The sequence below is a fragment of the Bacteroides sp. A1C1 genome (assembly GCF_004328515.1).
GTDB lineage: Bacteria > Bacteroidota > Bacteroidia > Bacteroidales > Bacteroidaceae > Bacteroides > Bacteroides uniformis.
In genome coordinates this window covers 2,751,694-2,776,195 of record NZ_CP036491.1, presented here as the reverse complement: position 1 = coordinate 2,776,195, position 24,502 = coordinate 2,751,694, and the positions used below count along the sequence as shown (strand labels likewise).

The window sequence follows — 24,502 nt, the reverse complement described above, 5'->3', positions numbered from 1 at the left end:
TTGCGATAAAAATACAGAAAGCCTTTAAAAAGGCAAGAAATATGCACAACTTACGGCTTACACTTTCACACTTTCCATACCTTTTTTCTGTATATCCGTTTATTCTTTTCTAACATTTTGCTATCATTATCAAGATATATCATTATATTTGCATGGAAAACATGAAAGAAAAGTGCGCATGAACCCAGAAAACACTTCCGTTTTGCTAATATACACCGGTGGAACTATCGGAATGATAGAGAATGCAGAAACCGGCGCCCTGGAAAGCTTCAACTTCGAGCAGTTGCAGAAACATGTTCCCGAGCTTCAGAGATTTGCGTTCCGTATCGACACTTATCAATTCGACCCGCCCATGGATTCCTCGGACATGGACCCCGATGCCTGGCGCAAACTGGTACGCATCATCAGCGACAACTACGACCAATACACTGGCTTCGTCATTCTGCATGGCACAGATACCATGGCCTACACAGCTTCCGCACTCAGCTTCATGCTTGAAGGGCTGAACAAGCCCGTCATCCTAACCGGCTCGCAACTGCCCATTGGCGTGCTCCGCACAGACGGCAAGGAAAACCTGCTGACCAGCATCGAAATAGCCACCGACCGCCACTCCAACGGACAGCCCATCGTACCCGAAGTCTGCATCTTCTTCGAAAATCACCTGATGCGCGGCAACCGTACCACCAAAATGAACGCGGAAAACTTCAATGCTTTCCGCTCCTTCAATTATCCGGTACTCGCTTCTGCCGGTATACATATTAAATATAATAATGTACAGATTCATACACACGGCACTCCCCGCGAACTGGAGCCTCATTATCTGCTCGATACCAACATCGCCATACTGAAGCTTTTTCCAGGTATTCAGGAAAATGTCGTGGCAGCCATACTTGCCACTAAAGGACTGAAGGCCGTAGTCCTCGAAACCTACGGTTCCGGCAACGCTCCCCGAAAGGAATGGTTTCTACGCCGCCTGCATGATGCCTGCGAACAAGGCATCATCATTGTCAACGTCACCCAATGCAGTGCCGGCACCGTTGAAATGGAGCGCTATGAAACCGGTTACCACCTGATGCAGGCAGGAGTTGTCTGCGGATATGACAGCACAACGGAATCTGCCGTAACCAAGCTGATGTTCCTTCTGGGGCACGATTATCCACCTGCCGAAATACGCGAACTGATGGGACGACCGCTGGCAGGGGAAATTACCGTGTGAAGCACAACTATCACTGCACCGGGGTCAGTTCTCCCGTCACAGAATCTATTATGAAACCGCTGACATTGACATCATCCGGTATCAGCGGATGGTTGACAATGGCTTCCACCGTACCTTTTACCGATTTCTCCGTATCTTCGAACCCATACAGCCAGGACTCGAAATCCACTCCGCAGAAACGAATCATATCAATCGTCTCCTGCTTGATACCCCGGGTCTTCATATGCTCTATCATCTGGGCACTGCTCATATGGCACGCACCACAATCGGAGTGGGCAATAACCATAACTTCCGTCACTCCCAACTCATAGATGGCCACCATCAGACTACGGATGACGCTACCGAACGGATGTGAAATGATTCCACCCGCATTTTTTATCATCTTCACATCACCGTTCTTGATACCTAAGGCCGCCGGCAGTAAAGCGGTCAAACGGGTATCCATACAAGAGAGGATGGCAATCTTCTTATCCGGGTATTTATTCGTGATGTATTTCTCATATCCCTTCTCGGCAACAAAACGCTTGTTGTATGCAAGAATATCTTCTATCATGGCTTTTATAACATGTTATTGTTTTCTACTCACAAAAATAAAAAAACTCTATGGGAGTCTGCAAGCCCTGCATTGAAAAATTGTACCTTTGGGCAATCATTTTAGAAGGAATGCGCAACTATGGCTAAAGAAAAGACGGTTTATGTATGCAGCAACTGCGGACAAGACTCTCCCAAATGGGTAGGCAAGTGTCCGTCGTGCGGAATGTGGAACACGTATGTGGAAGAGGTGGTACGGAAAGAAGTGGTGAACAAGCGTCCCGTATCGGGCATAGAAACCGCCAAAGCCAAACCCGTAACCCTCCATGAGATTGTAGCCGATGACGAACCGCGCATCGACCTCCATGATGCCGAGCTGAACCGGGTACTGGGTGGTGGTCTTGTACAAGGTTCTCTTGTTTTGATTGGCGGCGAACCGGGTATTGGGAAATCCACCCTGGTGCTACAGACCGTACTCCGCATACCGGAAAAACGTATTCTCTATGTATCCGGCGAAGAAAGCACCCGCCAATTGAAACTGCGTGCCGACCGCTTGACAAGCACCTCCAGTGACTGCCTCATCGTGTGCGAAACTTCCCTGGAACAGATTTACGTCCACATCAAAAATATTCGCCCGGATATAGTCATCATCGACTCCATACAGACAATTTCTACCGAAACCCTTGAATCGTCGCCTGGGAGCATCGCCCAGGTACGGGAATGTTCCGCCTCCATCCTGCGCTTTGCCAAGGAAACGCATACGGCGGTCATCCTCATCGGGCATATCAATAAGGAAGGAAGCATAGCCGGCCCCAAGGTACTGGAACATATCGTGGATACCGTACTCCAGTTCGAGGGCGACCAACACTACATGTACCGTATCCTGCGCAGCATCAAGAACCGTTTCGGAAGTACTGCCGAACTGGGGATTTACGAAATGCGGCAAGATGGATTGCGCCAGGTGAGCAACCCATCCGAACTGCTGCTGAACCAGGACCATGAAGGTATGAGCGGCATAGCCATCGCCTCCGCGATAGAAGGCATCAGACCGTTCCTCATCGAAATGCAGGCATTGGTCAGCAGTGCCGTATATGGTAACCCGCAACGCTCTGCCACAGGGTTCGACATCCGCCGCATGAATATGCTGCTGGCCGTATTGGAAAAACGTGTAGGCTTCAAGCTGGCACAGAAAGACGTCTTTCTCAACATTGCCGGCGGATTGAAAGTGAACGACCCGGCAATAGACCTTGCCGTCATCAGTTCTATCCTCTCCAGCAACATGGACACGGCCATAGAGCCGGAGGTGTGCATGGCGGGAGAAATAGGTCTGTCAGGTGAAATCCGCCCAGTGAACCGCATAGAGCAACGTATCGGAGAAGCAGAGAAACTTGGATTCAAGCGATTCATACTTCCCAAGTATAATATGCAAGGACTGAACACGAAGAAGATTAAAATGGAATTGATACCGGTACGGAAGGTGGAAGAAGCATTCCGTGCCTTATTCGGATAATCATTATGATACAAGAATACCAACTGCGCGTATTGCCCGAAGTAGCGGCAAACGAGCAACGCCTGAAAGAGTACTTAGTACATGAGAAAGGACTGAATGCAGGGGAAATAACAGCAACGCGCATCTTGAAGCGCAGTATCGATGCCCGCCAACGGAGCATCTATATCAACCTCAACGTACGGGCATATCTGAACGAAATGCCGAAAGAGGACGAATATCAACATACCTTATATAATAATGTAGAAGGAAAAAACCAAGTAGTAGTGGTAGGCGCCGGTCCCGGAGGACTCTTCGCCGCTCTGCGCCTGATAGAGCTCGGTCTGCGCCCCGTCATTGTGGAACGTGGAAAGGACGTACGGGAACGCAAGAAAGACCTGGCGCAAATCAGCCGCCAGCAACTCGTCAACCCGGAGTCCAATTACAGCTTCGGAGAGGGAGGTGCCGGAGCCTACTCGGATGGCAAGCTGTACACACGCAGCAAAAAGCGCGGTAATGTAGACAAGATTCTGAACGTCTTCTGCCAACATGGAGCCTCCACTTCTATACTGGTAGATGCACATCCGCACATAGGTACGGACAAACTGCCGCGTGTCATTGAAAACATGCGGAACACTATCATCCAGTGCGGTGGCGAGGTTCACTTCGAAACACGCATGGACGCTCTGCTCATAGAGAAGGATGAAGTCAAAGGCATTGAAACAAATACCGGCAAGATTTTCCTCGGTCCGGTGATACTTGCCACCGGTCACTCTGCCCGGGATGTATACCGCTGGCTTGCCGCCAACAATGTAGAGATTGAAGCTAAAGGCATTGCGGTAGGCGTACGACTGGAACATCCCGCCACCTTAATAGACCAAATACAATATCACAACCGGAACGGACGGGGAAAATATCTGCCTGCCGCCGAATATAGCTTTGTAAACCAGGTAGACGGACGAGGAGTATATAGCTTCTGCATGTGTCCCGGTGGTTTTGTTGTGCCCGCCGCCAGCGGTCCCGAGCAGATTGTAGTCAACGGGATGAGTCCCAGCAACCGCGGTTCCCGTTGGAGCAATTCGGGAATGGTGGTAGAGCTACGCCCGGAAGACATAGAGCAATTTACTATTGACAATCTACAATTTACAATTTCTATGCAGCACGACAGCGCGGCTAATTGTCAATTGCCAACCGTCAATTCCCCATTAAGCATGATGTACTTTCAAGAATATCTGGAGCGCCTCTGCTGGCAACAAGGCAATATGAAGCAGACAGCACCGGCACAGAGAATGGCAGACTTCACTAAGAAAAAACTAAGTTACGACCTGCCGGAAACTTCGTATGCACCGGGATTGGTCTCCTCGCCTCTCCACTTCTGGATGCCTTCTTTCATTGCAGAACGCCTGAGCAAAGGTTTTCAGTTATTCGGGAAATACAGCCGGGGGTTCTTGACGAATGAGGCGGTCATGATTGGAGTGGAAACCCGTACATCGGCTCCGGTACGCATAACAAGAGATAAGGAGACACTACAACATGTACGCGTAAAAGGACTATTCCCCTGCGGAGAAGGCGCCGGATACGCTGGCGGCATTGTTTCTGCCGGAATTGACGGCGAACGATGTGCGGAAGCGGCAAAGGCATTCTTTAATTAAGCTATAATATTTACATTCAAATTTTTATTTTATCGTTTAATTTGTAAACAATTATCACATATACATTGTTTTATTGTATTTATAGAAATATTTATATGAGATTCATCAGAAACATTGTATGCTTTCTATTTTTCTTACCTTTCATTGCCACAGCGCAAACCTATAAATACATCGGAGTGGAAAACGGATTAAGTAACCGCAGAATCTTCGACATTCAAAAGGATTCAATAGGTTACATGTGGTTCCTCACCAACGAAGGCATAGACCGGTACAATGGAAAAGACATCAAACATTACAAATTAATTGAAGAAGATAAAAAGTCAAACTCCCCCATCCATCTTGGCTGGCTATATTTTGAAGACCAAGGGAAATTATGGGTAATAGGCAAATCCGGATGCATTTTTCAATATAACCAAGAACGCGATTCGTTCAACAGGATATATAAACTGCCCAAAGCATCGGTCAATATCAGCTGTAGCTATATGGATCACAATAATAGAATTTGGCTATGTAGCAAATACAGTATCATTCTCTATGACACAAAGACCGGAGAAACCCATCAAATGCCCAATGAATTAAAAAGGAGCATTACAAGTATCGAACAAATAGACAATAACCACTTCTTCATGGGCACCAGCAAGGGAGCGCGATACGTCAAACTCGAAAACAAAACATTGCAGATTGTCCCTCTTGAACCTCTTGACAAAATCCGGGCCCAAATCAGTGCACTCTATTTCCACCAAGAGTCACAAAGACTTTTCATCGGTACTTTTGAAAAAGGAGTCTTTGCCTACGACATACGGCAACAACGAATTATACACTCCAATACAGATTTGAGCGATGTAAACATCGCCCGAATCAGACCTCTGAACCGGACAGAACTATTGATAGCAACAGAAGGTATGGGCATACACAAAATCAATGTGAACTCGTGCATCTCGGAACCGTACATCACCTCCAGCTACAAAAGTTACAATGAGATGAACAGCAATAACATCAATGACATTTATATTGATGAAGAAAAGCGGATATGGATAGCCAACTACCCGGAAGGGATTACCATTATAGACAACCGGTACAAAAACTACAACTGGATAAAGCATTCCATCGGAAACAGACAATCGCTGGTCAACGACCAGGTGCACTCTGTCATTGAAGACAGTGACGGAGACCTATGGTTCGGAACAAGCAACGGAATCAGCCTTTATCAATCAAAAACCGGGCAGTGGCATTCATTCCTGAGCTCTTTCGACCATCAACTGAAAGACAAGAACCACATCTTCATTACGCTATGCGAGGTATCACCCGGCATTATTTGGGCAGGAGGATATACTTCGGGAGTATACAAAATAAATAAAAGGACACTCTCGGTAGAATATTTCTCCCCTTACCTGCTCAATCCGGACAACATTCGTCCTGACAAGTATATCCGCGACATTGTAAAAGACTCCAAAGGATATATCTGGTCCGGAGGGTTCTACAATCTGAAGTGCTTCGATTTGTCCCTGAATTCTGTCCGTCTGTATCCCGGAATAAATTCCATCACCGCCATTACAGAAAAGGACGACGGACACATGTGGATTGGGACAAGTACCGGACTATATCTGTTGGACAGAGAGTCAGGCAGATTCCAATATATCGCCTTGCAGGAAGAGGCGACCTATATCAACACACTTTACCAAGCGGAAGACCTCTCTCTATATATAGGAACAAACGGCTCCGGAGTGGTTGTATACAACGCAAAGGACAGTACGTTCAAGCATTATCATAAGGACAATTGTGCCTTGATTTCAAACAACATCTACACCATACTCCCCGAGTCGGACGGGCATATCCTGATGAGCACTGAAAACGGGATCAGCTGTTTCCACCCTGCGGAGAAGATATTCCACAACTGGACCAAAGAGCAAGGGCTGATGTCCTCCTGCTTCAGCGCCTCTTCCGGAACGCTACGCAAGAACAAGGGTTTTGTCTTTGGCAGCACAGACGGAGCCATCGAATTCCCCGAAGGAACCCGTCTTCCCAAGTACATCTACTCCCCCATGATACTCAGCGATTTTCAGATATTCTATCAGACAGTCTTTCCCGGCAGTATGAATTCCCCCTTGAAGGAAAACATCAACCAGACAGACCGGTTAAAGCTGAAATATAACCAGAACACTTTCTCTCTCAACATTTCATCCATTAATTATGACGCACCGGACAATGTCACTTTCTACTGGAAATTGGAAGGATTTTACGATGACTGGAACCGACTGAGTGAAGAAGGGCATCTCCGCTTCACCAATCTTGCCTCGGGCGATTACAAGCTTTGCATACGGGCGGTATCCAAGGAAGAGCCGTATCTCTATTTTGAAGAGCGAAGTATCGACATCAGCATTGCGCGTCCCGTCTGGTTCAGTTTTTGGGCTATAGCTTGCTATGTTTTATTGGCGGCATTGATGTTCATTACCGGTTTTCGTATCATAGCACTGAGAAAACAAAAAAAGATATCCGATGAGAAAACCCGCTTCTTTGTCAATACCGCACATGATATCCGCACGCCATTGACACTGATAAAGGCACCTCTGGAAGAAATGCTTGAAAACAAGACATTGAACGAAGCCGAGACCAACAATATGTACATGGCACTGAGAAATGTCAATTCACTCCTGCACATGACCACCAATCTGATAAACTTCGAACGGGCAGAAGTATATTCCTCCCATCTGTACATAGCAGAATATGAACTGAATACTTATATAAAGGAGATATACAATATTTTCCGTACATACGCTGCCATAAAGCACATTTCTTTCAGATATGAAAGTAACTTCAGTTACATGAATGTGTGGTTCGATAAAGAGAAAATGGACTCCATCCTGAAGAACGTCATATCCAATGCCTTGAAATATACTCCTGAAAAAGGTGACATACTCATTTCCGTATATGACATTGGAAATACGTGGAGACTGGAGATCAAAGACAATGGCATAGGGATTCCAGCCAAAGAACAAAGGAAATTATTCAAGATGCACTTCCGTGGTACAAACGCCATTAACTCCAAGACCACGGGGAGTGGCATCGGTTTAATGCTGGTACGGAAACTGGTAAACCTGCACAATGGCAAAATACACATTGAAAGTACCGAACATCAAGGCACTACTATCAGAATCACCCTGCCCAAAGATAAAGAACAGTTCAAGCACTTCACATTGGCAATCAAAGAGAAGAAGTCTGCCTATGAACTGGACGTTCCCATTACTCCTTCGGAACGTACCGACTCTTTCCTGACCGAAGACAAGGACAAACTGCAACGTATCTTGATTGTAGAGGACAATGACGAGCTACGAAACTATCTGCTCCAGTCATTCTCCCCCAATTACAACGTGCAAGTATGCGGTAACGGCAAAGAAGCGCTTGCTATTGTAAAACAATTCTGGCCAGAACTGATTCTTTCCGACATCATGATGCCGGAAATGCGAGGAGACGAATTATGTACAGCCATCAAGAGCGACATCGAAACTTCCCATATCCCGATACTACTGCTGACGGCACTGGGAGATGAAAAAAACATTCTTGAAGGTCTCCAGATCGGTGCTGACGAATATATTGTAAAACCCTTCAGCATAAACATACTGAAAGCCAGTATAGCCAATCTGCTTGCCAACCGTGCATTGCTACGTAAGAAGTATGCAGATTTGGAAATCAATGCAGCAGAAGAGGAACCTCCTACAGCTACTTGTTCCAATAGCCTTGATTGGATATTCATGTCCAATGTAAAGAAGAACATCGAAGATAACATAGATAATCCCGATTTCACAGTAGACACCTTATGTTCTCTCCTGAACATGAGTCGCACCAGTTTCTACAACAAGCTGAAAGCGCTAACCGCCCAGGCCCCGGCAGATTTCGTACGGAATATTCGTTTGAAACACGCTGCCAATTTACTAAAAGAGGGAAAATATTCTATTACCGAAGTCGCAGAAAGAACCGGTTTCTGCGATGGGAAATACTTTCGGGAAGTCTTTAAGAAATATTTCAATGTCAGCCCCAGCCAATATGCGAAAGGAGACACTCCCTGCTCCCCCAAAGGAGAGGGAGAATAGTTCTGCATAGGAGAATTTTTCATTTTGCAGCCCCACACAGCCAAACCCTAAAAAATTATCCGTATTTTTGCAGAAACAAAAAACGAGAATGACTCCTGAAATAGCAATCGTCGACTCCAACACCCTCTCCTGCCTGGGACTGCAGAACTTGCTGGAGGAAATCATCCCGACAGCCGTCATCCGCTCTTTCCGTTCCTTTGGTGAGCTGATGGATGATACGCCTGACATGTATGTGCATTACTTCATCTCCTCGCAGATTTACTTCGAGCATACCGCTTTCTTTCTGGAGCGCAAACCCAAAACCATTGTGCTGGTCAACGGTGAAACCGTTCCCCAATTGTCGAGCGTGCCGACGTTGAACATCTATCAGGACGAACAGAACCTGGCAAAGAACATTCTGCAGCTGCGTCAATACGGAGACCAATACCACCTGCACCAAGGCAGACCGGAGTCTGCCGGACACGCAAACATGGCACCAGACACCACCAGCCACGACCTTTCCGCCCGAGAAATAGAAGTGCTGGTGCTGATTACCAAAGGCCTCATCAACAAGGAGATTGCCGACAAACTGAACATCAGCCTGACCACCGTCATCTCACACCGCAAGAATATCACCGAGAAGCTGGGCATCAAGTCCGTATCCGGGCTGACTATCTATGCAGTCATGCACGGATATGTGGAAGCCGACAGAATATAATCCTGCAACCGGAACACATCAGAAGCGGAGTTTTTCAGAAAGGCTCCGCCCTAATCAGTGTACTTGTATGCCAAAGTTTAATCGTTCCATCGTGGAGTAAAAATCGTTCCACCATGGTGGAACGATTTTTACTCCACGATGGAACGATATTTTCCACATGATAGAGCGATTTAAGATTAGCACTCCAAGAACGAAATCCTAATAAATGAGGATTGCCCCTTCCGCAAGAATCCCCTTACTTTGCAGGTACAAAAAAACAGTTTATGAACAGATATAGAATTTTAGCCGGCATCTTCTGCCTTTTGGCAACCGGCAATGTACTTGCCGAAGAGGCAGACACTTTGAAAGTGGTAGACGTAGAGGAAATAACCGTCATTGCTACCCCAAAAGAAAACCGGAAACTGCGCGAGCAGCCCACTGCCGTCACCCTGCTTTCGCAACAGGACATGCAGAACGCACAAGTAAACTCCATCAAGAATCTGACATCCGTAGTGCCCAATATATTTATCCCCGACTACGGATCTCGACTGACTTCGGCTGTCTATATCCGCGGCATAGGTTCACGCATCAACACTCCCTCCGTAGGACTTTATGTAGACAATATACCTTATATAGACAAGTCAGCCTTCGACTTCAGCTATGCCGACGTAGAGCGCATCGACGTGCTACGCGGTCCGCAAGGCACGCTCTACGGGCGCAATGCTATGGGCGGATTGATTAAGGTACACACCAAATCTCCCTTCTCCTACCAGGGAACGGACTTCCGCATGGGGGCAGGTACGCACAATGCCTATAATACCTCGCTGACCCACTATCATCGGCTTTCGGAACGGTTCGCCTTTTCCACCGGAGGGTTTTACGATTATCAAGGAGGATTCTTCCGCAACACGGTGAGGGACGAGAAAGCGGACAAGGGGCAATCGGCAGGCGGACGCATCCGCGCCATTTACCTCCCTTCGGACAACTGGAAGGTGGACCTGAACATCAACTACGAATACAGCGACCAAAGAGGATACCCGTATTTCTATCAAGGTAGCCTGGCCCCCGAAGCACAGAGCGAGGCGATGAAACCCTACATTGGAAAGGTCTCCAACAATGCCCGAAGCAACTATTACCGCAACCTGCTGAACACCGGTCTGAACCTGGAATACCAGGCACAGCACTTCACGTTGAGCATGGTCACCGGCTACCAGTTTCTAAAGGACTGCATGGACATAGACCAAGACTTCACCGCCAACGACATCTATACCTTGCAACAGAAACAATGCTCCCACGCACTGAGCGAGGAAATCATCTTGAAGAGTAAAAGCGGCAACCGCTGGCAATGGACCACCGGTGCCTTCGGCTTCTACCAATGGCTGAATACGGAAGCTCCCGTAACCTTCAAAGAAGCCGGAATGGGGATGCTGAACCAGATGTTGGGTAGTGTCATTCCATCACAAATACAAGTAGAGATGGGTCCGTCCATGAGCATGAATATCCTGCCCTCACTGGGCATCATCAGCCGGGCTATGCCCATCGGAGGCAGTTTCGACACTCCGCTGCTGAATGGGGCGCTCTTTCATCAATCCACCTTCAGAGATTTATTCGGGCTGAAAGGAGTGTCCTTCACCGCCGGGCTACGTTTGGATTATGAACGTATGAACATGGATTACAACTCCGGCACCAGCCTGGAGTACAAGGTGGGCATCAAGGGAGAAATGAAGCGAGGCGATGTCGTCATCCGCGAAATAGAGATGATGCCGGAGACAGCGCTGACCGTAGAGTCTCGCTACCAGGGAAGTATCGACAAAGATTATCTTCAGCTGTTGCCCAAGTTTGCTTTGCAGTATGACTTTGCGCGAAACAGAGGAAACATTTACGCTACGGTCAGCAAAGGTTACCGTTCGGGAGGCTACAACGTGCAGATGTTCTCCGACTTGCTGCAATCCAGTTTGAAAAACGACATGATGCGGCAAAGCAAAGAGGCGATTATGTCCAACGTACCGGATGCCTACAAAGAGTTGGTGAGCAAATACTTCCCCGATGCAGGAGAGAATCCGGATGCAAAATCTGCCACTGTCTATAAACCCGAACAAACCTGGAACTACGAAATAGGAACTCACCTGAATCTGTTTGACGGACGTCTGCATGCCGACGCCTCCATCTTCTGGCTGGAAACCCGCGACCAACAGATTTCACGTTTCGCCCCAAGTGGACTGGGACGTGAAACGGCAAATGCCGGTAAAAGCCGCAGCCAAGGGGCAGAGATTGCCTTGACAGCTGCCGTTACTACGGATTTCACGCTGAATGCAAGTTATGGCTATACTCGTGCCATCTTTAAGGACTACATCACCAACGAAAAAGTAAATGGTGAGCTTCAGGAAATCAGCTACAATGGCAAGTATGTACCTTTTGTTCCCAAGCATACCATGAACGTGGGCGGTCAGTACATCTTCCGCATCCGTCCGGGGTACTGGCTGGACCGCATCCAGCTGAATGCTAACTACACCGGTGCCGGGCGCATCTACTGGACCGAGAAAAATACCGTGAGCCAAGCCTTCTACGGCACGCTGAACGGACGCATCAGCTTCCAGAAAGGACATGGACAAATTGACTTCTGGGTGCGCAATGCCCTCAACAAGGATTACGCCTCCTTCTACTTCGAGAGTATGGGAAACGGATTTATGCAGAAAGGACGTCCCGTGCAAGCAGGGATAGAACTACGATGCAGATTCTGATTTCCTTATTCATTGATAGCTCCGCAATGCGGACAGACTCCCTTCTCCCTTAATTTCTGCCCGCATCTGCCGCAACGATAGCGTGAAGCCAGCAGCGAAATACGAAGCCTTTTGAGGAATACCCATACAAAAGCAGCCAAAAACAAGTATCCGACGTAGATAGATGTAGTAAGGATAAAGAAGAAATAACAGAAGATGCAGCAGGAGGCCAGCCCCAACAGATAGAATACGGCCGCCGCCGGACTTAACTGGCGGAACAAATCGTCGAGTACCGCCAGCAACACCACGATAAACAGCCAGAATCCCATCAGAAAAGCAGAAAGCACAAACGGTACCTTGAACGGCGACAAGGTAGGATTAAAATAGAAGTGTTGCCACGTCTCCGGCGCAAACACTTGTATAGATTCGTAAATAGTGGCACAGAACGCCATCAACAGACATAGCAACAACGGATAGAGACTGTCTATATCATTAAAGTACACCATCCTTAGCTGCTTGCGCCGAAAAGCCCGGAACAGCCAGACTGTCACAAACAAGGCAAAAATAATGATAAAATAAGAGGCATGGGTATCACTGAACAAGTAGATGGCCTGCGAAATGCTGTCTGTAGGAACAAAGGCATGCATCATTTCGGACTCCCGCAACCAGCCCTGCACTTCCTGCGAATGGGCAAGCTTCACCCATACACTATCCACACTGTCGGCAGGATGGATGGCGAACTCGGCAACCACCACGCGGTCTCCCCGATAAAGCATATTATAACAGTCCTTCACGGGCAGACAAGCCAAATTCACAGAATCTGCCAGCACTTCCAGATTGGTATTCCAAGTATAATGCCGTTCAAAAAGATAGGTCAGCGAATCACGCGTCTCCTTAGACAGATGTTCATCTTCAAGATTAGGACGGGAATAATGACAGGAAACTAAAGCAATGAAGCATAAAAAATAAAGAATGCAGAATAGGAGGGAACGCAGTGAACGCAAAGGATGTTTGTCCCTGCCCGCTTCCCGGTACCGGTCATTTGCCAGCCTTTCATTATGTGCCCGTTCCTCACTCCTCATTTTCAAGTCTTTATTAGTAATTCCTCATTCTTCGTCCTTCATTAAAGCGGCTCTTCATGAGCAATGACTTTCATCTGGCAATTCTTACAATCAAACGACAAGCGGAAACGCTTGCCGTCCGTCCCAACCAAATAATAAGGTTCCCTATAGGGAGAATGTCCTTTCTGATAGGTGGGACACCATCCCATACTGAAACGCAGGCAATGTTTGCAGAACATGAGCACAGCCTCTGGAACCGCTTGTGCCTCATAGGCAGGCGCTATAGACGAGAGTCCATGCTCACGGTAAAAACTCCGGGCAGCACTGTTCATCACATTGCCCAGATAGGTCAGCGAAGTAGCCGGGAAAGCATGGCTGGTCGGTTTCCAAACAGCCAGCTCACGACGATAAGTAACACGCCGAGCCTCAATCAGCTTATCTATCACCTGCCGGCGCCAGTCCGCCACCACAGAAGCAGGAATGAACCAATTCGCAGAAAGATTGAGCCTGATACCCGACGCCTCTTCTGATAAATGCCCGGCTACCTCGAAAGGTGTATTTCCCAACTTAGCCAGTTGGCTGCGCAGGTTATCCGCCTGCGGTGTACGTGCCAACTCCTTCGGATAAGGGAAAGAAAGTGTCACGCGGTTATCATCTTCGTCCGCAGCCGTCAGGCTAAATCCGAAAGAATTATCTGCCAACTCCCAACAAACACCGATTTTGCGTTCGGAGGATTTACGGGTAAGGATACGTTCAAATTCCTGGTCGAAGTTACGATAAAGCCGGGTACGTGGTTTAATACGGGGCACTTCCCCTGCCGGATAGAGCTTGTTGCCATCCACCCGGTTGATACGGAAACCTTGCAAACGTCCTTGCTCATCCAAGAAGCAGACACCGTCTCCGTTGTGGAAAGGCTTTATGCCTGCCACCGTGAGATAGCCCCCGCGCTGTTCCTTCAAAGTGCCCATCTCCTCTCCCAAAGATTTGGGCGTATCGAACGAAGTGATCTCCCCTCCCCTTCCTTGCAGGAAGTAATGAGTGAAACCACGACTGAAACTCTTGTCCAACTGTGGCTGAAAATCGAAACGGCAAGTGCCCGAAGAGGCACGGGCATATTCCTTGCGACGGGCAAAAATGGCATCGAGTCGCCTACGGTAAGCCGCCGTCACATTCTTCACGTACGTCACATCCTTCAAGCGGCCTTCTATCTTCAAGGAAGTGGCTCCGGCATCCAGCAGTTCTTCCAACACCTCACTTTGGTTGAGGTCTTTCAAAGAAAGCAAATGCTTATTACGCACAATGGTCTTGCCATCGGCATCTACCAGACTGAAGGGTAAACGGCAGAATTGCGCACATTCCCCCCGGTTGGCACTCCGTCCGAAACAAGCCTGGCTGACATAGCACTGCCCGCTATAACTGACGCAAAGAGCCCCGTGTACAAAGACTTCGAGCGGCACGTCGGGACACGCCTCATGGATACCGCGTATCTCCTGCAAAGAAAGTTCGCGTGCCAACACCACCTGACGGAAACCGGCATCGGCAAGGAAACGTACTTTCTCCGGCGTACGGTTATCCATCTGTGTACTGCCATGCAACGGGATGGGCGGCAAATTCAGCCGCGTAATCCCCATGTCCTGTACAATCAGCGCATCCACACCGATACGGTACAATTCCCAAATCATCCTCTCTGTCTCTTTCAGCTCTTCTTCTTTCAGAATGGTATTGACCGTCACATAGATACGGGCATTATACAGATGGGCATGCTCCACCAAAGCGGCAATATCCTCCAAAGAGTTGACAGCAGCAGCACGCGCACCGAACTTGGGTGCACCGATGTAGACCGTATCCGCTCCATGATTCACAGCTTCTATGCCACACTCCAAATTCTTGGCAGGAGCCAGCAGCTCTATTTTACGTTGTTTTATCATTGTTCAATTACGAGTGACAAGTGACACGCTACTCACTCTATATCATTAATATTATACGGTGTCTCCTGATATACAAAATAATTCAGCCAATTGGAGAACAACAGATTGGCATGGGCACGCCAACGCACCAACACTCCTTTGTCCGGGTCATCGTCCACATAGTAGTTACGGGGTATCTCGATGGGCAGGCCCTTATTCAAGTCACGGCGATACTCTGTGTCCAGCGTCAACGGAGAGTATTCCGAATGGCCGGTCACGAAGAACTCACGCCCTCCACGGGCCACCGCCATATATACACCGGCATCCTCCGACTCGGAAAGCAGCGTCAATTCCGGAACCTTCTGTATATCTTCCCGGCGCACTTCCGTGTGGCGGCTATGCGGCACATAGAATATATCATCAAATCCACGGAAAATGGGATGCAACGGTTGCAAGGTACGATGTTCAAAGATACCGAACATCTTCTTATCCAGTGCATACTTCGGCACTCCATAATGATGATAGAGCCCTGCCTGCGCCGCCCAGCAGATGTAGAGCGTAGAGGTGACATGCGTACGCGCCCAGTCGAAGATTTCAATAATCTCATCCCAATAAGTCACCTCCTCAAAATCCATCTGCTCTACCGGAGCACCGGTGATAATCATGCCATCGTACTTTTCACCGCGCATCTTGTCGAAATCCGTATAGAATGTTTTCATGTGTTCTATCGGAGTGTTCTTGGAAGTATGGCTTTTTATCTTCATGAACGAGATTTCCACCTGAAGCGGAGTATTGGAAAGCAGACGCACCAAGTCCGTTTCCGTTGTAATCTTTAGCGGCATCAAGTTCAGAATCACGATACGCAGCGGACGGATATCCTGCTGGGTTGCCCGGGAATTATCAATGACAAAAATATTCTCCTCTTTCAGCAACTCGATAGCGGGTAGTTTATCGGGTAAATTTAAAGGCATGAGTTTATATCTATGGTTTAACTTATTACTGTCTACTATTTTAGCGTGTAAAGTTAGGCAAAAAATCAGAGTGTGATAAATAAATTATAAAAGTTTTATCGATTTATCCCTCTTCATTTAACACGTTTAATTACATTTGTACCCGAAACCTATTAAAAGTTATTAAAAAATAAGGTTAAAAAGCACTGCGGCATCAAGCGTGATACTGATAATTAGCATCCAAAAGCGTAAAAGACTTTTCCATACCGGTTATAGCTCTGCTAAATCCACATTTTTAAGACAAGGTTCATTGAGTATAACTGGGAAAGCGGAAAAAACCGTTGCCCCGCAATAATAATATAATGAAAAAACTTATTCTTGCAAGAGGAGTCTTAGCTGCCTCTTTATTCTGCTGCGTGTCCTTAGGGAATACAGCTTGTGTGAACCGGATTGACGAAGAATCAGAAGCGGAAATCGAGGAAGGGACGACGCCTATCACGTTCTCTATCAAAATAGAAAAGGCCAGTACCAAGGTCACAAACACCGCCTTTGAAAAAGGAGACAAAATGGGCTTGTTTGCAACCACTTCCTCCGGCTCTATCAAGGGGAAACGGTATATTGACAATCTGGCTCTGGAATATACGGAAGGCTCTACACTGATTCCCCAAAAGACAGTATTCTATCCGGAAGGAGATGTGCCACTGGACTTTATCAGTTACCACCCTTACCAAACCGAAGGGGTAGTTGCCGGTACACCCGTTCTTCCCGTATCTGTACAGATAGACCAAAGCAATGAGAAAAACCGCGCACAAAGTGACTTCTTGGTAGCTAAAGCGCAAGGAATCACCAATAAAACCAAATCTGTAACCCTGGAGTTCCAACACAAGCTGTCCAAACTGGCAATCTCTCTGACACCCGACACAAGCAACTCTGCCAATGATTTGCTGAAAGCCAATCCGCGTATCATCGCAACCGGGCTCAAGACCTCGGCCGATTATAATCTGGAAGACGGGACTTTCAGTAATCTTACGGGGACACAAGACATCATAGCCTCCGGTGAATGGAGTGTCAAAGACAACAAACTTACCGGCAAGGAATTCATTATCATACCCCAAACGATAAATGATGGCAAGCAATCCTTCATTATGGAGTGGAGCGGACGTATATACAGTTGTGCAATACCCGAAGTGGAAATGAGTAGCAGCACGCAATGTATCATCAACATATCAGCCATGCAGAGCAACAGCAACGTCCTGAGCAGCTTTGCCGGCAAAATCAAGGAATGGAGCAGCCTCCCTCCCATCGACACCGATAATATGGAAGATTACACTGCCATACATATTTCCGCTCTCTCCTTTTCTCTTTCAAATGTATACAGAATTTATCACGAAGGGATACCCATTGCAGAAGTCTGCAAGGAATATCTCAAATCAGCGTCATTGACTTCCAGAGCCGTTATAGCCTATCCCATAGGTAAAAATGAAAAGGCCGACCTGAGCAATGGCGTCATCCTACAGCTTGCGGACCGTAAAGACACCATCTGCGGAGGAAGAATAAGCTGGAATACAGACGACTATGGATTTACCTACACTAAAGGGGAATATACCGGCATAGACAAGCTCTATATAGACAACAGCCATAAACTACTTCTGGAAAAGCCGGAAAACGCCATCAAGGTGAATGTGGCATGCTACACCCTTCGAGACATCAGAAAAGGAGTGTCTACCGAATACCCCATTGTCAAGATTGGAGCCCAATACTGGATGGGGAAAGAGCTCCATGCCACCACCTACCGTGACGGAACTCCCTTGAAAAAACAGATTGATTTGGGAACAGACAAAGCCGGATATTACAAGCCGGATAAGTATGATATTTATTTTTACAATGGAGAAGCCATACTGGCAGGAGAGCTGGTACCCGAAGGCTGGAAAATACCATCGGATGCAGACTGGGAACAGCTGAAAAGCTATACCGGCAACGACAGCTCCATACTAAAAGCCGGAGAATGGCAGACAATGGTATCCGGTGAAGTAGCCCCCGTCAACAACTATACCCGGTTCAATGCTTTTCCCGTAGGAATGTGGTACAACAAGGGGCACAACAGTCCAAACAAAATGACCGCCTTCTGGAGTTGGGATCATACAAAGCATACCCTTTCGGAAAGCACCATTTATTTTCTCGGCGAAAGCGACGAGTTTGTCTCAAGCGCCGCCCATGTCACCGGCAAGCCCTACTATAAAGCTCTTTCCATCCGCTGTATAAAAGAATAGCCGGCAATTTCGACATTTCTCATTTCTTTTTTGTATTTTTGTTCCCAATGTGCAAGATTTTTGCCAATCGGACAAAGATAACGAAAGAGAAATGAGAGTAATCGACCTGATAAACAGTAACGAAAAAACAGCTTTTTCCTTTGAAATATTGCCACCACTGAAAGGTACGGGCATCGAAAAGCTGTATCAGACCATAGATACGTTACGGGAATTCGACCCCAAATACATCAACATCACCACGCACCGCAGCGAGTACGTGTACAAAGACCTCGGCAACGGATTGTTCCAGCGAAACCGCCTGCGCCGCCGCCCCGGCACCGTAGCCGTAGCTGCTGCCATCCAGAACAAGTACAACATCACCATGGTGCCGCACATCCTTTGCAGCGGCTTCACCCGCGAGGAGACGGAGTACGTGCTGCTCGACCTGCAATTCCTCGGCATCACCGACCTGCTGGTGCTTCGTGGCGACAAGGCAAAGCACGAATCTTCGTTTATCCCCGTAGGCAACGGTTACCACCACGCCGTCGAACTACAAGAACAAATCAACAACTTCAATAAAGGCATCTTTGTGGACGGCTCCGAGATGAAAGTTACCAATACCCCGTTTTCGTACGGCGTAGCCTGCTATCCGGAAAAGCATGAAGAAGCCCCCAACATGGATACAGACATCTACTGGCTGAAGAAGAAAATGGAAATGGGTGCAGAGTATGCCGTGACCCAGCTCTTCTACGACAACCGGAAATATTTCGACTTCGTGGAACGCGCCCGCCAAGCCGGTGTCACCATCCCGATTATCCCGGGCATCAAGCCCTTCAAGAAGCTGTCACAACTCAGCATGATACCCAAGACGTTCAAAGTAGATTTGCCCAAGGAACTGACCCAAGAGGTTCTGAAGTGCAACACCGACGCAGAAGCTCAGCAAGTGGGTATCGAATGGTGCGTGCAGCAGTGCAAAGAGCTGATAGCCCATGGCGTCCCAAGCCTCCACTTCTACTCGGTAGGAGCTACAGACAGCATCAAGGAAGTAGCCAAACAAATCTACTAAACAATGGACAATCAACAGTTGACAATTGACAACAGGCAGTGTCACAAGTAATAACTTATAACTAATTACCCCGTGTTCAGTTTCAAGGACATAATAGGCCAAGAGCCAGCCAAGCAAAGGCTGATACAAGAAGTGCAGGAAGGACGTATCCCCCACGCACAACTCTTCTGCGGCCCTGCCGGAGTAGGAAAACTCCCATTGGCACTTGCCTATGCCCGCTACATCTGCTGTCCCAACCGGACGGAAACCGATGCCTGCGGTACTTGTCCCTCCTGCGTGAAATGGAACAAGCTGGTGCACCCGGACGTACACTTCGTATACCCTATCGTCAAGAGTGCCAAAGGGAAAAAGGAAGTCTGCGACGACTATATCACCAACTGGCGGCACCTGCTGCTGAACAGCCCCTACTTCGGACTGAATCATTGGCTGAACGAGATGGATGCCGAAAACGGGCAAGCCATCATTTATGCCAAAGAAAGCGACGAGATAACCCGCAAGCTCAGTCTGAAATCCAGCGAAGGAGGTTACAAAGTCACCATCGTATGGCTGCCCGAAAAAATGCACGAAGTCTGCGCCAACAAGCTGCTGAAGCTGCTGGAAGAGCCGCCCGAGAAAACGATATTCCTCCTCATTTCCGAAGCTCCGGAAATGATACTGCCCACCATCCTCAGCCGCACGCAACGCTTCAACATCCCCAAGATTGAAGAAGTTGACATAGCAGGAGCCTTACAGCAGAAGTACGGAGTGCAGCCCCGCGACAGCGAGACCATAGCCCACCTGGCAAACGGAGACTTTATCAAAGCATTGGAGACCATCCATATGAACGAGGAGAACGAACTGTTCTTCAATCTCTTTGTCAGCCTGATGCGACTCTCCTACCAGCGCAAGATACGGGAAATGAAACAATGGAGCGAGCAGCTTGCCGCCATGGGACGCGAACGGCAGAAGAACTTCCTGGACTACTGCCAGCGTATGACCCGCGAGAACTTCATCTACAACCTGCACCGCAAGGAGATGAACTACATGACGTTGCCCGAACAGAACTTCGCCACCCGCTTCGCCCCCTTTGTCAACGAGCGTAACGTCGTGGGCATCATGGACGAACTGAGTGAAGCGCAGCGCCACATCGAGCAGAACGTGAACGCCCGCATGGTGTTCTTCGACTTCTCCCTCAAAATGATTGTTTTATTGAAACAATGAAAAGTGGCAAGATAATGAAATGCAAAGTATCAAATCGTAAATAGTAAATAGTCAAATAGTAAATAAACAGATGATGGAATTTAAACTACATAACGGAAGCGGAGGTCTCTGCTGCAAGAGTTGCGGCAGGCAGGACAAGCAACTGAACACCTACGACTGGCTGGCCGACATACCGGGCAATGCCGATGAGAGCGAGCTGGTGGAAGTTCAGTTCAAGAACACCCGCAAGGGATATTTCCGCAACAGCAACAAGATACCCCTGGAGAAAGGCGACATCGTAGCCGTAGAAGCCACCCCCGGACATGACATCGGCGTGGTGACCCTGACCGGACGCCTCGTGCCGCTGCAAATGAAGAAAGCCAATATCAAGTCCGAGGCAGACATCAAACGCATCTACCGCAAGGCGAAGCCCGTAGATATGGAGAAGTACAACGAAGCAAAAGCCCGCGAGCACGCCACCATGATACGCTCGCGCCAGATTGCCCTGGACCTCAACCTCAACATGAAGATTGGTGACGTGGAATACCAGGGAGACGGCAACAAGGCCATCTTCTACTACATAGCCGACGAACGGGTGGACTTCCGCCAGCTCATCAAGGTACTTGCCGACGCTTTCCGCGTGCGTATCGAGATGAAACAGATTGGTGCCCGCCAGGAAGCCGGACGCATCGGCGGTATCGGTCCCTGCGGACGCGAGCTGTGCTGCGCCACCTGGATGACCTCCTTCGTATCGGTATCCACCAGCGCGGCGCGCTTCCAGGACATTTCACTGAATCCGCAGAAGCTTGCCGGACAATGCGCCAAACTGAAGTGCTGCCTCAACTACGAAGTAGACTGCTACGTGGAAGCACAGAAACGCCTGCCCTCACGCGAGATTACCCTGGAAACCAAAGACGGCGAGTTCTTCTTCTTCAAAGCCGACATTCTGAGCAACCAGATAACCTACTCAAGCGACAAGAACATCCCTGCCAACCTGGTGACCATCAGCGGCAGACGCGCCTTCGAGATTATCGGTTTGAACAAACGTGGCATCAAGCCCGACAGCTTGATAGAAGAAGCCCATCGCTCCGAACCCAAAAAGCCGGTGGACTTGCTGGAACAAGAGAGCCTCACACGCTTTGACCGCAGCCGGAAAGGCAAGAGTGGCGGTGACGGCAACGGTAACGAGAACAGCAACAACAGCCGTAACAAGAGAAAGAAAAAGAGTGGGAACGGTCGTCCGCAAGGAGGTGAGCAGGGTGCTCCCCAATCCAACAACCAGAGAGAACAATCCAGGCAAGACCGGCAACCGAGACAGAAACAAGACCGGCAAGTACCCAAACAAGGTGAACAGCAACAAGGCGAACGTCAACAACGGAACAATAACAACCGTCGTCCGCCCCGTAACAATAAGCCCAAACCTCAAGGTGAAAGACCTGCCCAAAATGACAAACCGGCTCAAGAATAGGAATCTCTGCCTGAAAGGTATCATACTACTGTTTGTCGCAAGCCTGCTGAGCGCTTGCGACAAACAGACCGTATACCATTCCTTCCAATCCCTCCCCACCGAAGGCTGGCCGCGCGAAGACACGCTCTCTTTCGACGTGAAGGTCACCGACTCACTGACCTACTACAAACTGTCTCTGGAAGTTCGTAACCGAAGCAACTACCCCTATCAGAATCTACCTCTATCCATCTGCTACACCACCGCAGATTCCATCCCTTCCCCCGCAGACACCATACAGCTAATCCTGGCGGACAAAGAAGGGATCTGGAAAGGTGACGGCTGGGGAGGTCTCTATCAGACTGCCGTCTCCGCAGGAAGCGTTCAAATCGGCAAACCCGGCACCTACCTCTTTAAAGTGGCCTATACGCTACCGGACGAAAGGCTGCAAGGAATCAATGACATCGGCATCAAACTGAAGAGATAGGAACTCCCTATTGTTCTTTATCACCTTCTTCTAACAACCATCTCAGTCTCCCACTCACGTCTCCTTGAAGCGGAAACGGGCGGGGTATCATAACTTGCCCTCTTACCTCATAGCGTTACGTCTTTTACGCCAGAATGTATCGGCCGTTACACCAGCATGTAAAGGTCGTTACAATACAGCGTAAAGGACGTTACAATGCGATGTAACAGCCTTTACATTACGATGTCAACAATGTGCAAATGCAATGTAATGATAATCAAGTCCATTCGTATGTCCCACAAGGAAACGGTCATAACTAAATTCGGCGATTACGTCCCGCATCAATCCGCAGGAAAATAAACAGCAGGATTGTGAATCCCCAAAGAGAAGAACCTCCGTAACTGAAGAAAGGCAACGGGATACCGATGACGGGGGTCAGTCCCAGCACCATGCCTATATTGATGAATAGATGGAACAAGAATATACTAAGCACAGAGTAACCATACACCCGGCCAAAGGGAGATTGCTGCCGCTCGGCCACGGCAATCAGCCGTAAAATAAGAATAAGGAACAGTAACAGTACAGCCGTAGACCCTACGAATCCTTCCTCCTCACCCACGGTGCAAAAAATGAAGTCCGTATCTTGCTCCGGCACATACTTCAGCTTTGTCTGCGTACCGTTCAAGAAACCTTTGCCGGTCAGCCCCCCGGAACCGATGGCTATCTTCGACTGGTTCACGTTATAGCCGGCACCAGCAAGGTCCTCTTCCATACCGAGTACCACCTTGATACGTATCTGTTGATGGGGCTCCAGCACTTTATTGAAGAAGTAGTCGCTGGAGTAGAGGAAACCTATCGAACCCAAAGCAAACAGCCCAATCAGAAAATAAGATAAATGGCGCTCGCTTAAAGAAAGAAAGACAAGATACCCGACAACAAGTGCACAAAGCCCCCACTGCACCCACACCAAGTTGAAGGGTACCACGTATTCCGAAATCAGATAAGCCACGAGCAGCACTCCCAGCGAACCGCCGATAATATTCCGCGTGGGTTCCCAACGCTTTTTATAAACCCATACCATTCCTCCGGCAAAAAGCAGTACCATCAGCAACACGGCAAATTCTCCGATAGGCGTCGGCGTATCGGCAATCATCACCGCATCAAAACGGATGCCCACCACAAAGTAGACCACTGCACATATACCCGAGAACAGTACCACGCCCGGCATTCCCTCCCGATAAAGCATCAGGAAAAATGCAGAGTACACCAATGCCGAACCCGTCTCCCGCTGCAGGATAATCAGCAACATGGGGAAGAGAATCAGGAAAGCCAGCATAAGGGAGCTTTTCCAGTTCTTCATCGTAAACGAGTAGGCGCTCATATACTTGGCAAGCGCCAGCGCCGTGGCAAACTTGGCAAACTCCGCCGGCTGCAAACTGACCGGCCCCAGGATGAGCCACGACCGCGACCCTTTCGTGTCGGGCGCAATGAATATCGTGACAATCAGCAACAGCATCAGCCCTATATATATAAGGTAGGAGAACATGTCATAGAGGGAATCGTCCAGCATCAGCAGCACAAACCCCAACCCGAAGGAACATATAATCCAGACAAACTGCTTGCCGGCACGCGTAGAGAAGTCCAGAAAGTCACGGTCACCATAATCATAACTTGCTCCACAAACACTGAACCAGCCGAATACAATCAGCAGCAGGTAAACGACAATCGTCACCCAGTCCAATGATTTCCATATGCTATCTCTCCTCGTCACCAATTTATTTACAATTTTACGATTTACTATTTACTATTGA

At 48.4% G+C, this 24,502-nt stretch carries 16 protein-coding genes; 11 read left to right on the top strand and 5 right to left on the bottom strand.

The genetic code is table 11. The annotated features are described in order from the left end of the window. Positions 1-178: 178 nt before the first annotated feature. Positions 179-1,216, top strand: a complete 1,038-nt coding sequence (locus EYA81_RS11175) for an asparaginase (protein WP_117966348.1) — start codon at positions 179-181, stop codon at positions 1,214-1,216. 10 nt (positions 1,217-1,226) lie between these two features. Here the strand turns inward: EYA81_RS11175 and EYA81_RS11170 are convergent, their stop codons facing one another. Further along, the gene (locus EYA81_RS11170; RefSeq protein WP_117599240.1) at positions 1,227-1,769 is read right to left on the bottom strand and encodes a carbonic anhydrase; all 543 of its coding nucleotides are present in this window, start codon (positions 1,767-1,769) and stop codon (positions 1,227-1,229) included. Positions 1,770-1,889: 120 nt separating this feature from the next. Between EYA81_RS11170 and radA the strand changes: the two genes are divergently transcribed. From radA to EYA81_RS11145, 5 genes are all read left to right on the top strand, one after another. Further along, positions 1,890-3,257, top strand: coding sequence for a DNA repair protein RadA (gene radA, locus EYA81_RS11165; protein ID WP_117966345.1), 1,368 nt, complete (start codon positions 1,890-1,892; stop codon positions 3,255-3,257). Between the two features lie 5 nt (positions 3,258-3,262). Continuing rightward, the gene (locus EYA81_RS11160; RefSeq protein ID WP_117966342.1) at positions 3,263-4,885 is read left to right on the top strand and encodes an NAD(P)/FAD-dependent oxidoreductase; all 1,623 of its coding nucleotides are present in this window, start codon (positions 3,263-3,265) and stop codon (positions 4,883-4,885) included. Between the two features lie 95 nt (positions 4,886-4,980). Then, positions 4,981-8,973 (top strand): hybrid sensor histidine kinase/response regulator transcription factor, encoded by a 3,993-nt coding sequence (locus EYA81_RS11155; protein WP_131225747.1) that lies wholly within the window; start codon positions 4,981-4,983, stop codon positions 8,971-8,973. Between the two features lie 88 nt (positions 8,974-9,061). Next, complete coding sequence (locus tag EYA81_RS11150) at positions 9,062-9,670, top strand: LuxR C-terminal-related transcriptional regulator (protein ID WP_117599236.1); 609 nt, start codon at positions 9,062-9,064, stop codon at positions 9,668-9,670. 263 nt (positions 9,671-9,933) lie between these two features. After that, on the top strand, positions 9,934-12,390 hold the full coding sequence (locus EYA81_RS11145) for a TonB-dependent receptor (protein ID WP_131225746.1): 2,457 nt from the start codon (positions 9,934-9,936) through the stop codon (positions 12,388-12,390). A gap of 5 nt (positions 12,391-12,395) precedes the next feature. Here EYA81_RS11145 and EYA81_RS11140 read toward each other — a convergent pair whose 3' ends face one another. Genes EYA81_RS11140 through metA form a run of 3 tightly spaced genes read right to left on the bottom strand, consistent with a single transcriptional unit; the run spans position 12,396 to position 16,308 of the window. After that, entirely contained in the window at positions 12,396-13,451 is a 1,056-nt protein-coding gene (locus EYA81_RS11140) for a hypothetical protein (RefSeq protein WP_117599234.1), read from the bottom strand. 41 nt (positions 13,452-13,492) lie between these two features. After that, positions 13,493-15,358, bottom strand: coding sequence for a U32 family peptidase (locus EYA81_RS11135; RefSeq protein WP_131225745.1), 1,866 nt, complete (start codon positions 15,356-15,358; stop codon positions 13,493-13,495). A gap of 32 nt (positions 15,359-15,390) precedes the next feature. Further along, positions 15,391-16,308, bottom strand: coding sequence for a homoserine O-succinyltransferase (gene metA, locus EYA81_RS11130; protein ID WP_117599232.1), 918 nt, complete (start codon positions 16,306-16,308; stop codon positions 15,391-15,393). Between the two features lie 341 nt (positions 16,309-16,649). On the opposite strand from metA, the gene EYA81_RS11125 reads away from it, so the two are divergent. From EYA81_RS11125 to EYA81_RS11105, 5 genes are all read left to right on the top strand, one after another. Then, the gene (locus EYA81_RS11125; RefSeq protein WP_117599231.1) at positions 16,650-18,557 is read left to right on the top strand and encodes a fimbrillin family protein; all 1,908 of its coding nucleotides are present in this window, start codon (positions 16,650-16,652) and stop codon (positions 18,555-18,557) included. Between the two features lie 91 nt (positions 18,558-18,648). Then, the gene (gene metF, locus EYA81_RS11120) at positions 18,649-19,602 is read left to right on the top strand and encodes a methylenetetrahydrofolate reductase [NAD(P)H] (protein ID WP_117599230.1); all 954 of its coding nucleotides are present in this window, start codon (positions 18,649-18,651) and stop codon (positions 19,600-19,602) included. 72 nt (positions 19,603-19,674) lie between these two features. Further along, positions 19,675-20,802, top strand: coding sequence for a DNA polymerase III subunit delta' (locus EYA81_RS11115; RefSeq protein ID WP_131225744.1), 1,128 nt, complete (start codon positions 19,675-19,677; stop codon positions 20,800-20,802). Between the two features lie 73 nt (positions 20,803-20,875). Continuing rightward, positions 20,876-22,249 carry a regulatory iron-sulfur-containing complex subunit RicT gene (locus tag EYA81_RS11110; RefSeq protein ID WP_171030462.1) on the top strand — a complete coding sequence of 458 codons (1,374 nt, stop codon included), beginning with the start codon at positions 20,876-20,878 and terminating at the stop codon, positions 22,247-22,249. Continuing rightward, on the top strand, positions 22,227-22,712 hold the full coding sequence (locus tag EYA81_RS11105; RefSeq protein WP_117966327.1) for a gliding motility lipoprotein GldH: 486 nt from the start codon (positions 22,227-22,229) through the stop codon (positions 22,710-22,712). The genes EYA81_RS11110 and EYA81_RS11105 overlap by 23 nt, the downstream gene beginning before the upstream one ends. Positions 22,713-23,007: 295 nt before the next feature. Here the strand turns inward: EYA81_RS11105 and rodA are convergent, their stop codons facing one another. Next, positions 23,008-24,465: a rod shape-determining protein RodA gene (gene rodA, locus EYA81_RS11100; protein ID WP_061412063.1), complete on the bottom strand. Its 1,458-nt coding sequence runs from the start codon at positions 24,463-24,465 to the stop codon at positions 23,008-23,010. Positions 24,466-24,502 lie beyond the last annotated feature (37 nt).